This is a genomic window from Bacillus sp. FSL W8-0519 (assembly GCF_038005585.1).
Taxonomy (GTDB): domain Bacteria; phylum Bacillota; class Bacilli; order Bacillales; family Bacillaceae_G; genus Bacillus_A; species Bacillus_A paranthracis.
In genome coordinates, this window is the sequence record NZ_JBBOTL010000001.1 from 4,533,665 (window position 1) to 4,546,426 (window position 12,762).

Below are 12,762 nucleotides of genomic sequence, written 5' to 3' on the forward strand. Positions count from 1 at the left end.
TTTTCTATTATTTCTCTGCAACTTGAACTTCTTTTACGTAAGCTGCTTCGAATTTTTGGATGTCTCCTGCGCCCATGAAAATGAGAACGCCGTTTTTATGTTTCTTTAATACATCCGTTGTTGTATCTGTAATTAATTCTGCACCGTCAATACGCTTTTGCAGATCTTCGATTGTTAATTCACCTTTGTTTTCGCGCGCTGATCCGAAAATATCACATAAGTATACTTGATCAGCTTTGCTTAGGCTTTCAGCGAACTCATCTAAGAACTTTTCTGTACGTGAGAATGTGTGCGGCTGGAATACAGCGACAATTTCACGCTCTGGATGTTTTTGACGAGCGGCTTCAATCGTTGCATTAATTTCTGTCGGATGGTGTGCGTAGTCATCAATAATAACTTGCTCTCCCATCGGCTTCTCATTAAAGCGACGTTTTACGCCTTCAAAAGTTGTTAACTGATGCTTAACTGCTTCTACATCAACATTTTCATAATGGCAAAGCGCGATTACTGCTAATGCATTTAATACGCTGTGATTGCCGTATCCTGTAATTTTGAACGTGTCATAGTACGTATTACGAACGAATACATCGAAAATAGTACCATCTGTTCTCTTTTGAATGTTACGTGCTTGGAAATCATTATCTTCTCCAAATCCATAGAAAATAACAGGTACTTTCGCTTGAATTTTTTGAAGTTCTTCATCATCTCCACATGCAATAATGCCTTTTTTCACTTGCAATGCCATCTCTTGGAATGCACTGAATACATCATTGATATCTGTGAAATAATCTGGATGATCAAAATCAATGTTTGTCATAATCGCATAGTCTGGATTGTAAGACAAGAAATGACGACGATACTCACAAGCTTCAAATACAAAATACTTACTATTTTCTACCCCATGCCCTGTTCCATCTCCAATAAGGTAAGATGTAGGGTGTGCACCTTGCATTACATGGGCTAACAAACCAGTTGTTGATGTTTTTCCATGTGCACCAGTTACAGCAACACTTGTGTATTGGTTCATAAGGTCACCTAAGAAGTGATGGTAACGATGTACTGGGATGTTTAATTCTTTTGCTGCTACGATTTCTTCATGCGTATCAGGAAATGCATTTCCTGCAATAATCACTTGTCCTTCTTTTACATTACTTTTATCAAAAGGAAGAATCGAGATACTACGCTTTTCCAACGCTGTTTGTGTAAAGAAACGCTTTTCATAATCAGACCCTTGAACAGTATGCTTCATGTCATGAAGAATTTGCGCTAATGAACTCATTCCTGTTCCTTTAATTCCTACAAAATGGTAAACTGTCATCTTAAAGAACCTCCAACATTTCGAACTAATACAACGGCCTATCTATAAGACAGTATATGAATCTTTTCTTATTTTGGTAATCATCATACATTTTTGATGTAGTGAAGTTATTCTTCCCTTCACTTATCAGGATAAACTCGTACGTACTTCTTTTTTATGTCCATAACAAATCCATTATAGCAAAAAAGAAGCCGCTATACTATGATAACAGAAAAACTGATAGGGTCAATCACCTATCAGTTTTTCTCTCTCTTACATATCTTCTCTTTTTTTTAATTGAACACGTTCTAGACGTGGGTTTGGACGATATTTACGACCAGCTTTCGCCTCTGGTTTTCCATTTAATTCTACGTTATCACCAGTAAAGCCAATATTCATTTTTAATAAGCTACTTCCTACTCCGTATATATCAACAGGTACGTTTTGAGCTTCAAATTCACGAATACGTTTCTCATCAAATCCACCAGTTACAACGATGTCTACATGCTGGAATCCTTCTTCATCAAGTGCTTTACGAAGTGCGAATACAAGCGATGGGTTTACACCACGTGGATCGAATGTTCCAAGTACTTCTGGGTGGCGAATGAAGTATTGATCAATCATCGTGCGAGACGTATCTACACGTACACCTTTTAATGTTGATCCAAATTCACGTGCTACGCGAAGTGCATCTGTAATGACATCATTGTTGTAATCAATTAATACAACTAATTCATCTTCTGGGAATTTTTTATGATATGCTTTTGCCGCTTCCACAACATCACCATTAAACATTTGAATTAATGCGTGAGGCATTGTCCCCATACCACTTTTGCCCCACCATTCATTCATCGCATGCGTCGCTTGTGCGCTCATACCACCGATGTATGCTGCATAACCGTCACCAGCTTGTTGTGTATAATGATCATCACGGTCTCCCATGAAAATAACTGGTTTTTCTTTATCTACGCTACGTGCAGCTTGGACAACGTTATATACGTTTGTCGCAACCGATGTACGACGAGCTAAAATCCCATCAATAACACCTTCTAAAAATCCGAAATTTTCATAAGGACCATGAATTGTTAACACTGTTTCAAATGGACTAATTTTATCGCCATCTTTTAAAGAGTTAATCTCAAGTTCCTCAGGATTTTTAGCGAATGTTTGTAGCAATGCAATAACTTCATCTGTTCCGCAAAGAACTGCATTTTCCTTTTGGAAAAATTGCATCGTTACAACACTTTTCGGGCGAAATTCTTCGATGATTTCTCTAGTCTTTAAAAAGTAAACGGCAGAGAACCAACCTTCTCCAACGCGTTCGTCAAATTTAAATGTTTTATTTGTTAGTCTATTTATTTCACCTTTTAATTTTAATTCAATTTCTTTCATGTCGCTTTACTCCCTACTTTACTATCCAACATTTTCTCTTAGTATACAGCAAAACCGTTTACTATACATTTGTTTCCTGCATAGCGGCAAATTCATCCTCAGAAATAAGGACATCTCTTGGCTTCGTTCCTCGTGCTTCAGAAATAATTCCTTGCGATTCCATCTCTTCAATGAGACGTGCCGCGCGATTATAACCGATGCGGAATTTTCGCTGTACAGAAGATGTGGACGCTCCCCCTTGTTCTACAACAAATTGACATGCATCAAGGAACAATTCGTCTTCCGACTCAGCCTGTTCTGTTTTCGCTAATAAATCCTCTTGCTTAAATAAGTAATTCGGCTTCATTTGCTTTTTCACATGATCAACTGTCTTTTCAATCTCATCATCCGATACATATACACCTTGTACACGAACTGGCTTAGACGTACCGTTCCCTAAGAATAACATATCACCACGGCCAAGTAATTTCTCCGCGCCCCCAATATCAATAATCGTACGCGAATCAACTTGAGATGATACAGTAAACGCAATACGCGTTGGAATGTTCGACTTAATTAAACCTGTAATAACATCTACAGATGGACGCTGCGTCGCTACTAATAAATGAATACCACAAGCACGTGCTTTTTGCGCAATACGACAAATCGCTTCCTCAACATCACCAGGTGCTACCATCATTAAATCGGCTAGCTCGTCAATGACAATAACGATATAAGGTAATGTCTCTCCCGGAATTTCTCGCTCACTTACAATCGTATTGTAACGAGTTAAATCACGAGCTCCTGCGTGCGCAAATAATTCATAACGGCGCTCCATTTCTTCAACTGCCCATTTTAATGCAGCTGTCGCTGCTTTTACATCCGTAATAACAGGTGCTACAAGATGTGGAACAGAATTGTATGGTGCAAGCTCAACCATCTTCGGATCGATTAACATTAACTTCACTTCATGTGGTTTCGCTTTATATAAAATGCTCGTTAAAATGGCGTTAATACACACACTTTTACCTGAACCTGTTGCACCCGCAATAAGTCCGTGTGGCATTTTTCGAATATCCGTTACAATTGGATCACCTGAAATATCAAGTCCAAGCGCAACCGTAAGCGGTGATTCACTCTTTGTAAACACAGGACTTCTTAAAATTTCACGAAGAAATACTGGCTTACTTTCTTTATTGGGAACTTCGATTCCAATCGCACTCTTCCCTGGAATCGGCGCTTCAATACGAATATCTTTCGCCGCTAAACTTAGCTTAATATCATCACTTAAGTTTGTAATTTTATTTACTTTTACACCTGGGTCTGGCTGTACTTCAAAACGAGTTACTGCTGGACCTTGCGATACATTAATAACATGTGCGCCAACGTGGAAATTATTAAACGTTGTATCTAATAATTCTTTCTGTTCTTCCAACCATTCCGTATTATCTAACGCTGCTTGCTGCGGAATCGATAGTAATGTTAATGATGGAATCGTATACGTCGGTGGCGTTTGCAATACATTGCGCACATCATTCTCTCTTTGATTTACAACATATGCTTTCTCTTCTACTTCCGTACTTGAAATTGGCTTTTGTACTTGCTCTGCCACTACTTGTTGTACTGGCTGCACTTGTGGCTCCACTACTTGCTGCATTGGCTTTTCTTCCACTTGTGGTTCCACTACTACTTGTTGCATTGGTCTTTCTTCCACTTGTGGTTCTACCACTACTTGCTGCATTGGCTTTTCTTCCACTTGTGGTTCTACCACTACTTGCTGCATTGGTTTTTCTTCCACTTGTGGTTCTACCACTACTTGTTGCATTGGTTTTTCTTCCACTTGTGGTTCCACTACTACTTGTTGCATTGGTTTTTCTTCCACTTGTGGTTCCACTACTACTTGTTGCATTGGTTTTTCTTCCACTTGTGGTTCTACCACTACTTGCTGCATTGGTTTTTCTTCCACTTGTGGTTCCACTACTACTTGTTGCATTGGTTTTTCTTCCACTTGTGGCTGTTCTTCTACTTGATGTACAGGCTTATTCTCTACTCGTTCACTCATAGAAGGTTGCATTGCATTCGTTCTAGACGCATGTCTTTCCATTAATCGCGCTCTATCTTGTTTCAACATAACAACATTAAATGGTACGTGACGCTTTTTCTCACGTTTTGGTTCTTCTTTTTGTACAACTGGTTGTTCTTCTGCAACTGATTGTTCTTCTGCAATCGGTGCTTCTTCTACAACCGATTGTTCTTCTACGACCGATGTTTCTTCTGCAATCGGTGCTTCCTCTGCAGCTGGTTGTTCTTCTACGACCGGTGTTTCTTCTGCAACTGGTTGTTCTTCTGTAATTAAAACATCCGCAAAGCTTTGAACATCTTTTTTCGTTTGTTCATCAGCCTCAGCAACATGTATGAATTCATTCTTTTGTTCAATTGCTTCATTTAACACCATTTCTTGTTGCATTTCTTCAAGTGCTACAGGTTCTACTTCTTCTGGTGCTTCTGTTTCTGCAATTACTTCTACTTCTTTTCGCTCTTCCGCTTCCGCAATTGCTTCTACTTCTTCTTGCTCTTCTGTTTCCGCAATTACTTCCACTTCTTCTGGTGCTTCCGCTTCCGCAATTACTTCCACTTCTTTTTGCTCTTCTGTTTCTGCAATTACTTCTACTTCTTCTGACTCTTCTGCTTCTGCAATTACTTCCACTTCTTCTGACTCTTCTGCTTCTGCAATTACTTCCACTTTTTCTGACTCTTCTGCTTCTGCAATTACTTCCACTTCTTCTGACTCTTCTGCTTCCGCAATTACTTCTACTTTTTCTGACTCTTCTGTTTCTGCAATTACTTCTACTTCTTCTGACTCTTCTGTTTCTGCAATTACTTCCACTTCTTCTGACTCTTTTGTTTCTGCAATTACTTCTACTTCTTCTGACTCTTCTGTTTCCACAATTACTTCCACTTCTTCTGGTATTTCTACAACAATTGTTTCTTCAAGTTTTTCTTCTGCTTTGACAATCACTGATTCTTCTGGTGCTTGTTTTTCTACTTCAATAGTAGGTTGTTCTATTTCTGTACTACGTTTAATTTCTTCTGATAATATTGTATCCTCGTGCTCTACTTTAGAATCTACTAATTCCTCTTGTAGAATGTTTTTGTCCACTACATCACTTTCTTGCTTCGCATCTTCCATGCGCTCAGCAATTGTTTCATGAAGTAATTCAGCCGCTGGAACTTCCTGCGGTGCACTCATTTCTTGAACCACTTCTTTTTCTTCCACTATAGGCTCTTGGCGTTCGATTTCATAACCGTTTTTCTCTAGCCATTGATCAACAACTGACTTTTCTTCCTTTTTACTCTCTTCATATTGTTGCTCTCCTTGCTCGTTAGCAGCTCTATGACTAGAAGAAGTCGGTGCTTGTCCTTCTGAGAAATCAGATAATGTATATCCTTTTTTCTCTAACCATGCATCAACGACTGATTTGCCCTCTACAGATATTTCAAGGTCTTCTCTTTCCTTTACTTCCTCCTGCTTTTCTTCCTTTTTCTCTACTGAAGGACGGTTATATCCGTAAATTGGCGAAATCATTTCTGTTGGACGAAATGGTCTACGGTTACTTTCTTGCGCTGGTGTAGATGCTTTCTTTACGACAGGCTCTCGCTCCGGTTCATATTGTATTTCCGGCTCTTCATATGTAGAAACTACCTTCTCCACATACTGTCGTCTGCTTCTTTCCACTTTGATTCCTCTTTGAATAGGCTGATTCTCATATGTTACAGCTTGAACAGGTTGTTCTTCAAAACGCCCTGTTTCTATAACATCCTCTTCATCGAACCCATTATCCGGTACTAATGGAAAACGGCATTTACCTGCATTCCTACTTGCCATTTGTGCTTCTCTTGCTTCAGTGTAGTGGTTTACACGAGGAATTTTCGGCTGACTTTCAACTTGCTTTTGTACTTCTTTATTCATCGCTGTTTGTTCTTCCTCTTTGTTAAACAGCTTTTTCATCCAATCTAACATGCTTACCACTCTTTCTACTAAATAGTAACATCCTTTATTGTATCAGCATTCGGCAAAAAGTGCAGGTAAAATTAAGCATGTCATATTTATCCATAATATTCTAATTTACGAGTGTTTTCATATAGAAAAACGCATTCTTACATGTAAGAATGCGTTCAAGCTTTACTCTTCCGATACTCATCTACACTATCCGTTACACTTTGCACCGGTCTCAAAGTTTTTTATAATTGTTTTATAATCTCATCTATATTTCCAATATGAACGGGTTGCCACAATTCTGTACCACGCTCTGCCGTATACACTGGATACGCATCATCATCGATATTCACGAAAACTGGGTCTCCCATATCTGTTTCATATCCAATAACAATCCATTCATCTTTCCATTTTCCGTGTTCTTTACTTAGTAATGAATTTTTATGTTTATCATATCGATAACCAATTTGTCCTTTTTCTAATTCATTTTCACTAAACAAATATATCTCATAAGTACCTAACTCGATATCTTGCTGTTTTGAAGTTTCAATTCGTTTCAGAAGTTCTGCGATTTTTGGTTGTTGTTTCATACGTCTATCCCCTTCTTTTTTCTAAATTTTAACTAGTTTGTTTATAAAATACAATATAGATTCAAAGAAAAAAGGTGACATCCTTATAATATGAACGATTTTTTGAATATATCTGTCACAACTCGCAATATATCAACGATTCAATAGAAAACATAGATTACCCGGCGCAAAATGAAAATAAAGAAAAGAGAGGCTGCCCAAAAGGACAACCTCTCTTTTCTTATATCAATTAAAATTTAAACTCTTGTCCAACTTCAAAGCTATCTTCTAATACAAGAATACCTTTTTCTTGTGGAGCATCTGGAAGCTCTAATTCACGTGCTGAACAAATCATTCCAGCAGAAGGAACTCCGCGAAGCTCAGCTGGCTTGATTAACATACCGCTTGGCATTACAGCGCCGATTTTTGCAACGACAACTTTTTGTCCTGCATCAACGTTTGGTGCGCCACATACGATTTGTAATGTTTCTGTACCGATTTCTACTTTACAGATGTTTAGCTTATCGGCATTTGGGTGTTTCTCTTTTTCAGCTACATAGCCTACAACAAATTTCGGAGAAAGATCTGCTTCTACTGTTTCTTCAAAGCCGTTCTTCGCTAAAATTTCGTTAATTTTTTCTACAAGTTCTTTCGTTAATGTAAGGTTACCTGTTTCTTTTACTTCTAAGTAAGAAGATGCATTAAAGATGTTGAATCCTGCTGTTTCGTTGCTTTCACGGTCATATACGCGTGCAACATCTCCTTTGCGATCAAAAGTACGGTTCTCTAAAGTAATATCTTGTAAGGCAACAATTAGAGTGTCACCAATTCCTTCAAGGTTGTAAAAAACGTTCACTTCGTTCATCCTTTCTCTTTTCCATCTGTCTTCTTCCGATTCTTCGCTAAAATAAAGATTGGTTCAAAGTCCCCATCTTCATATACGAATGAAAGTGATGTAATCGGAACATGCCCTTCGGCAAAAAATTTCATTGTCATTTGTGCAATAATATCATAACCGATTTCGTTGACGATATCAGCAATAATTAATACATCTTGGTGAGGAACAGCAACAACCATGTCACCAGAAATCTTTTCACGCATCGATTGTAGTAATGATTCGTTTAAAATACGAGTCGCATCATACCCATCATTTGTGTTTAAAAAGTAGAATGTATTACCTGCCACTGTGTCTTGTTTAAATTCATAACCTAATGAGCGAGCGTTGAATAATGCCATTTCACGCACTTGTTGCTCTGTAAGCCCTAATTTTTGTAATAAACGCTCGTCAATGAGACGATATGTTTTATTCGAATCTAGCGCATAGTAAATACGTGTTTCCGCCGTATGATCCGTCATAATAAACGGATTTCCTTCTTCTGCTTGTTTCGGGAAAGAAGTAGAGCGAATAACAGGTAAAATTTTCGCCGCGCTATTTTCTTCCTTATGCATCGCAATTAACGCTTCTTGTACGTAGTAGGCAACCTCTTCAATCGCCTTTTCTTTATTCACTTCCCATTTTGCTACAACTCCTGGAAGCGATACGTTAATACCTTTTTTTGAGTCTTTCTGTTCTATACGTAGAACTTCTTTCTCACTATCATACTGAAAGTCCCATTCCGGGCGAGATAATTTCTTCATTAACTCGTCTTTCATCTTTTTACTTGTCATCTTCATCTCTTTTTCCTCCCTTCCAAAAAAATAACCTCCCCCGCGAAGGTAGAGGTTGTTTTACAATTCAATTGGCAAATTGCCTTATTTTAAACCTTCAATGAACTCTTCGATTTGTTCTTGTGTTTTACGATCTTTGTTTACATAGCGACCTGTTTCTTCACCTTTATTGTACGCTACAAAGCTCGGAATGCCAAATACGTCTAATTTTACGCATAAATCAATAAACTCATCACGATCTACATAGTAAAATGAGAAATCACTATATTTCTCTTCTACTTCTGGCATAAATGGATCTACGAAGCGGCAGTCTGGACACCATTCTGCTGAGAACATAAAGATTACATTCTCTTCATTTTTTAACTCTTGGAATTGCTCCATGCTTTCTAATGATTTCATCTATATTTCCTCCTCTAACGAGTGCATTTTTTCATGTTATAATCTTTCCTTTATACTACCATACATCGCGCACGGTGCAAGGTTTATGCTTGCTTTTCATCATACTTATATTGCCCAACAAGTAACTTAACAACGTGTACAAATAATTCCGTACGGTCCACATAATCATCCGTAAAAATACCGATAGCACCTTCATGACTACGAATATCTTTTCTCTGTACAAACTCTTCCATCACTTCACTTAACTCCTTGCCCTCTTCAAGAGGTGCTAAAAAATCATCCGGTAACGTAATACGCGCCCCGCCGGCAACGAATGTTTTACCATCACTTGTTGCTAGTGCGCCCCAATTACACATAAATAAACCGTACTCCGTTTTCATCACGCCGCCTTCTAGTCCAATGCCAATTTGAGCTTCCCCTTCCTCTAGCGCTCGCTTCGCTCTATTGATCGCTCCTTGCATCGTCTCTTCATCTGAAAACGGTTGTGCTGCTACTCCTGAAGGAACAGAAAGAGATGTAATTTCGGCATCTTTCCAAACCTTCTCCACAGCTCCAACCTTCGTTTTATTCTTCGATCCAACTACTACTTTCATTTCATTCACCTCTATAAAAATTTATCATTTTCCCTTAATCAAATTGTTCTTTATACACGGGAGCACGGCCACCACACATCGCTTGTTTGTCTCTTCACTCTGAAAAAGAAGAGTTTTTCTCACAACATTGCGGACCTCGAACTCAAAAGCAACCTTACTCTCACTTCCTACCCGGGGTTTTAATCCCCGTACGAGAATCAATTAAGCACTGACTGCTACCATATATCGCTCGAGCATCTATTCAATCTAAAAAAAGAAAGGCTCTTCAGCCCTTCTTCTCTACGCGTTATTCTTAATTGTCTCTAACGTCGTTTTATCTGTTGCTCTTACAAGCTTCGTAATTAGTTCTTTCGCTGCTGCATAGTCATCAACATGTAAAATAGAAGCATGTGTATGAATGTAGCGTGCGCAAACACCAATTACTGCTGATGGGATACCTGAGTTACTTGTATGTACACGGCCCGCATCTGTACCACCTTGTGAAATAAAGTATTGGTACGGAATGTTGTGTGTTTCTGCTGTATCTAAAATGAATTCGCGCATTCCTCTATGCGTTACCATCGTACGGTCATAAATACGAAGAAGAGCACCTTTTCCTAATTGACCGAACTGTGTTTTGTCACCAGATGCATCGTTAGCTGGACTTGCATCAAGCGCATAGAAAATATCTGGTTGAATCATATTTGCAGCAGTTTGAGCACCGCGAAGACCAACTTCTTCTTGTACAGTCGCACCAGAGTACAATGTGTTTGGTAATGTTTCGTCTTTTAATTCTTTTAGTAATTCGATTGCAAGGCCACACCCATAACGGTTGTCCCAAGCTTTCGCCATAATTTTCTTTTCGTTTGCCATCGGCGTAAACGGGCAGATTGGCACGATTTGTTGTCCTGGTTTTACACCAATCTCAATCGCATCTTCATAGCTATCTGCGCCTATATCAATTAACATATTTTTTATATCCATCGGTTTTGCACGTTGCGCGTCACTTAATAAATGAGGAGGAATAGAACCAACAACCCCAATAACAGGGCCATTCTTCGTCATAACTTGAACGCGCTGAGCTAATAGTACTTGGCTCCACCAGCCGCCTAAAGGTTGAAAACGAAGCATTCCGTTTTTCGTAATTTGCGTAACCATAAAACCTACTTCATCCATATGACCTGCTACAAGAACACGCGGGCCAGTTTCGTCCCCTTTTTTCAGACCAAATACGCTACCTAAACCGTCTTGTACAATTTCATCTGCATATTTGCTTAATTCTTGCTTCATAAAACGGCGTACATCATGTTCGAAACCTGATGCACCTTGTAATTCTGTTAACGTACGAAATAATTGTAATGTCTCTTTATTCACGAAGTCCCCTTCTTTCAAACCTTAGTAGAATACCTCTTTTATTGTAACGAAATTTTCGAAATGTTTCTAGTTTCTTCTTTTTTAGCTGTATTTGCTTTATAATTATTATCGGTACACTATTTTTATTTTATAGAATTGAGGTGAATATATGAGCTGGAAAGGTTTAGTAGCAGGTCTTGGCGTTGGGTTCGCAGCTGGTTATTTCGTTGCAAACAAAGTACAAGAACAATCCCATATTTCTTCAGAAAAAGCATTGAAAATGGTAAAACAAGCATTAAGTCATAAAGGTGAAATTACTGGCTCTTGGGTACATATGGTTCCAGAGACATTTGAAAAATATGATGTCGCGTATGAAGTGTATCGCGGCGGTCTTACAACGATGTTAAATGATATACAAGAACGATTTGAATTTTTAGTTGATGCTAAAACAGGTACTGTTTTAGAGGTTATAGCAGCATAAACAGGAGGGTTCCCATTAGGTGAACCTCTTATTTTTTAATTGCAGATAGTGATTGAAATTATATCGGCGTTTTTTCGAATATATCGGCTGCAACTCCAAATATATCAGCGATTTTTGAAATATATCGACTTACCGACAAAAAACGACAACAAAAAGGAGACTGCTCCAACAGACTGCTGGAACACCCTCCCATTTTTATGCTTCTATACCCGTTTTCCGTTCTATTTTTTCTACGATATGACCTTCCTCATTCCACTTTACTGCGCGATAATACGCGTCATGATAAAAAGTGAACCAAGCATCGTTTTCAGCACCATACTTCATCCACTTTTGCTTATTTTCAATCGATGTCATCGGATAATCATCATAAGCCATGACCCATAATACATTTTGATGGGCGTGCGTCGGCAATAGGTCTGCTAAATGCAGCATCGTTTCCCCTTTGCTTTCTAAAGCGATCACTGCGTGTCCGTCACTATGGCCGCCCGTATGCGCCATTTTTATTTCATCCGTAATTTCTATTTCTTGCTGAAACGTAACAACTTGGTCTACAATTGGCTCCCAATTTTCCTTCCAATATGTATTACGGGATCTAATATTTGGATTTCTCATTTCATTCCACTCTGTTTCACTTACGTAAACTTTTGCATTTGGAAAAGTTGGTACAAGTTGATCACCTTCCCATTTCGTTAAACCAGATGCATGATCAAAGTGAAGGTGCGTCATTAAAACGTAATGAATATCTTCAGGCTTTAGTCCCATCTTTTCTAAAGAATTCTCAACTGACGACTCTTCCGTTACACCTTGATTCCGCTTCATCTTTTCATTCAATTTACCATTTCCTATACCAGAATCAATGAGCATGTTGCCATCTTTCGTTTGTAAAAGTAACGGATCTGTTCGTAAATAAATATGATTTGTATCATTATGTTTATATTTACGTGACCAAAGTACTTTCGGCACAACGCCAAACATTGCTCCTCCGTCTAAATGTGTGTTCCCACCTTTTAGCCACGTCACTTTTATATCTCCAACTTGTAACTGTTCCATTTTTC

Annotated in this window: 11 protein-coding genes; 1 reads left to right on the forward strand and 10 read right to left on the reverse strand. The window is 38.5% G+C overall.

Annotated elements, in window-relative coordinates; genetic code table 11:
• Positions 1–7: 7 nt before the first annotated feature.
• The 9 genes from murC to NST14_RS23870 all read right to left on the reverse strand — a co-directional run bounded on the left by murC (position 8) and on the right by NST14_RS23870 (position 11,247).
• Entirely contained in the window at positions 8–1,318 is a 1,311-nt protein-coding gene (murC, locus tag NST14_RS23830; RefSeq protein WP_000219470.1) for a UDP-N-acetylmuramate--L-alanine ligase, read from the reverse strand.
• Between the two features lie 252 nt (positions 1,319–1,570).
• Positions 1,571–2,689 carry a nicotinate phosphoribosyltransferase gene (locus tag NST14_RS23835; RefSeq protein ID WP_229143048.1) on the reverse strand — a complete coding sequence of 373 codons (1,119 nt, stop codon included), beginning with the start codon at positions 2,687–2,689 and terminating at the stop codon, positions 1,571–1,573.
• A gap of 61 nt (positions 2,690–2,750) precedes the next feature.
• A complete protein-coding gene (locus NST14_RS23840; protein ID WP_341119173.1) occupies positions 2,751–6,689 on the reverse strand; it encodes a DNA translocase FtsK in 3,939 nt (1,312 codons plus the stop codon).
• A gap of 221 nt (positions 6,690–6,910) precedes the next feature.
• The gene (locus NST14_RS23845) at positions 6,911–7,255 is read right to left on the reverse strand and encodes a hypothetical protein (protein ID WP_000813335.1); all 345 of its coding nucleotides are present in this window, start codon (positions 7,253–7,255) and stop codon (positions 6,911–6,913) included.
• Between the two features lie 229 nt (positions 7,256–7,484).
• Entirely contained in the window at positions 7,485–8,099 is a 615-nt protein-coding gene (gene ytpR, locus NST14_RS23850; protein ID WP_001006759.1) for a YtpR family tRNA-binding protein, read from the reverse strand.
• Positions 8,096–8,908 carry a DUF1444 domain-containing protein gene (locus NST14_RS23855; protein WP_000784603.1) on the reverse strand — a complete coding sequence of 271 codons (813 nt, stop codon included), beginning with the start codon at positions 8,906–8,908 and terminating at the stop codon, positions 8,096–8,098. The genes ytpR and NST14_RS23855 overlap by 4 nt, the downstream gene beginning before the upstream one ends.
• Positions 8,909–8,986: 78 nt before the next feature.
• Positions 8,987–9,301 carry a thioredoxin family protein gene (locus NST14_RS23860; RefSeq protein ID WP_000838188.1) on the reverse strand — a complete coding sequence of 105 codons (315 nt, stop codon included), beginning with the start codon at positions 9,299–9,301 and terminating at the stop codon, positions 8,987–8,989.
• 83 nt (positions 9,302–9,384) lie between these two features.
• On the reverse strand, positions 9,385–9,894 hold the full coding sequence (locus NST14_RS23865; protein WP_000869929.1) for a DUF84 family protein: 510 nt from the start codon (positions 9,892–9,894) through the stop codon (positions 9,385–9,387).
• Between the two features lie 279 nt (positions 9,895–10,173).
• Entirely contained in the window at positions 10,174–11,247 is a 1,074-nt protein-coding gene (locus tag NST14_RS23870) for a M42 family metallopeptidase (protein WP_001031510.1), read from the reverse strand.
• A 148-nt stretch (positions 11,248–11,395) separates the two neighbouring features.
• Between NST14_RS23870 and NST14_RS23875 the strand changes: the two genes are divergently transcribed.
• On the forward strand, positions 11,396–11,707 hold the full coding sequence (locus NST14_RS23875; protein WP_000118540.1) for a PepSY domain-containing protein: 312 nt from the start codon (positions 11,396–11,398) through the stop codon (positions 11,705–11,707).
• 195 nt (positions 11,708–11,902) lie between these two features.
• Here NST14_RS23875 and NST14_RS23880 read toward each other — a convergent pair whose 3' ends face one another.
• Positions 11,903–12,757 (reverse strand): YtnP family quorum-quenching lactonase, encoded by an 855-nt coding sequence (locus NST14_RS23880; protein ID WP_000436882.1) that lies wholly within the window; start codon positions 12,755–12,757, stop codon positions 11,903–11,905.
• Positions 12,758–12,762: the final 5 nt, after the last annotated feature.

What these genes read in the sequence shown, in the direction of transcription:
- ytpR (WP_001006759.1), bottom strand. Translation starts at nt 8,099, where the DNA reads ATGAACGAAGTGAACGTTTTTTACAACCTTGAAGGAATTGGTGACACT.
- NST14_RS23865 (WP_000869929.1), bottom strand. Translation starts at nt 9,894, where the DNA reads ATGAAAGTAGTAGTTGGATCGAAGAATAAAACGAAGGTTGGAGCTGTG.
- NST14_RS23845 (WP_000813335.1), bottom strand. Translation starts at nt 7,255, where the DNA reads ATGAAACAACAACCAAAAATCGCAGAACTTCTGAAACGAATTGAAACT.
- NST14_RS23860 (WP_000838188.1), bottom strand. Translation starts at nt 9,301, where the DNA reads ATGAAATCATTAGAAAGCATGGAGCAATTCCAAGAGTTAAAAAATGAA.
- NST14_RS23875 (WP_000118540.1), top strand. Translation starts at nt 11,396, where the DNA reads ATGAGCTGGAAAGGTTTAGTAGCAGGTCTTGGCGTTGGGTTCGCAGCT.
- murC (WP_000219470.1), bottom strand. Translation starts at nt 1,318, where the DNA reads ATGACAGTTTACCATTTTGTAGGAATTAAAGGAACAGGAATGAGTTCA.
- NST14_RS23880 (WP_000436882.1), bottom strand. Translation starts at nt 12,757, where the DNA reads ATGGAACAGTTACAAGTTGGAGATATAAAAGTGACGTGGCTAAAAGGT.
- NST14_RS23855 (WP_000784603.1), bottom strand. Translation starts at nt 8,908, where the DNA reads ATGAAGATGACAAGTAAAAAGATGAAAGACGAGTTAATGAAGAAATTA.
- NST14_RS23840 (WP_341119173.1), bottom strand. Translation starts at nt 6,689, where the DNA reads ATGTTAGATTGGATGAAAAAGCTGTTTAACAAAGAGGAAGAACAAACA.
- NST14_RS23835 (WP_229143048.1), bottom strand. Translation starts at nt 2,689, where the DNA reads ATGAAAGAAATTGAATTAAAATTAAAAGGTGAAATAAATAGACTAACA.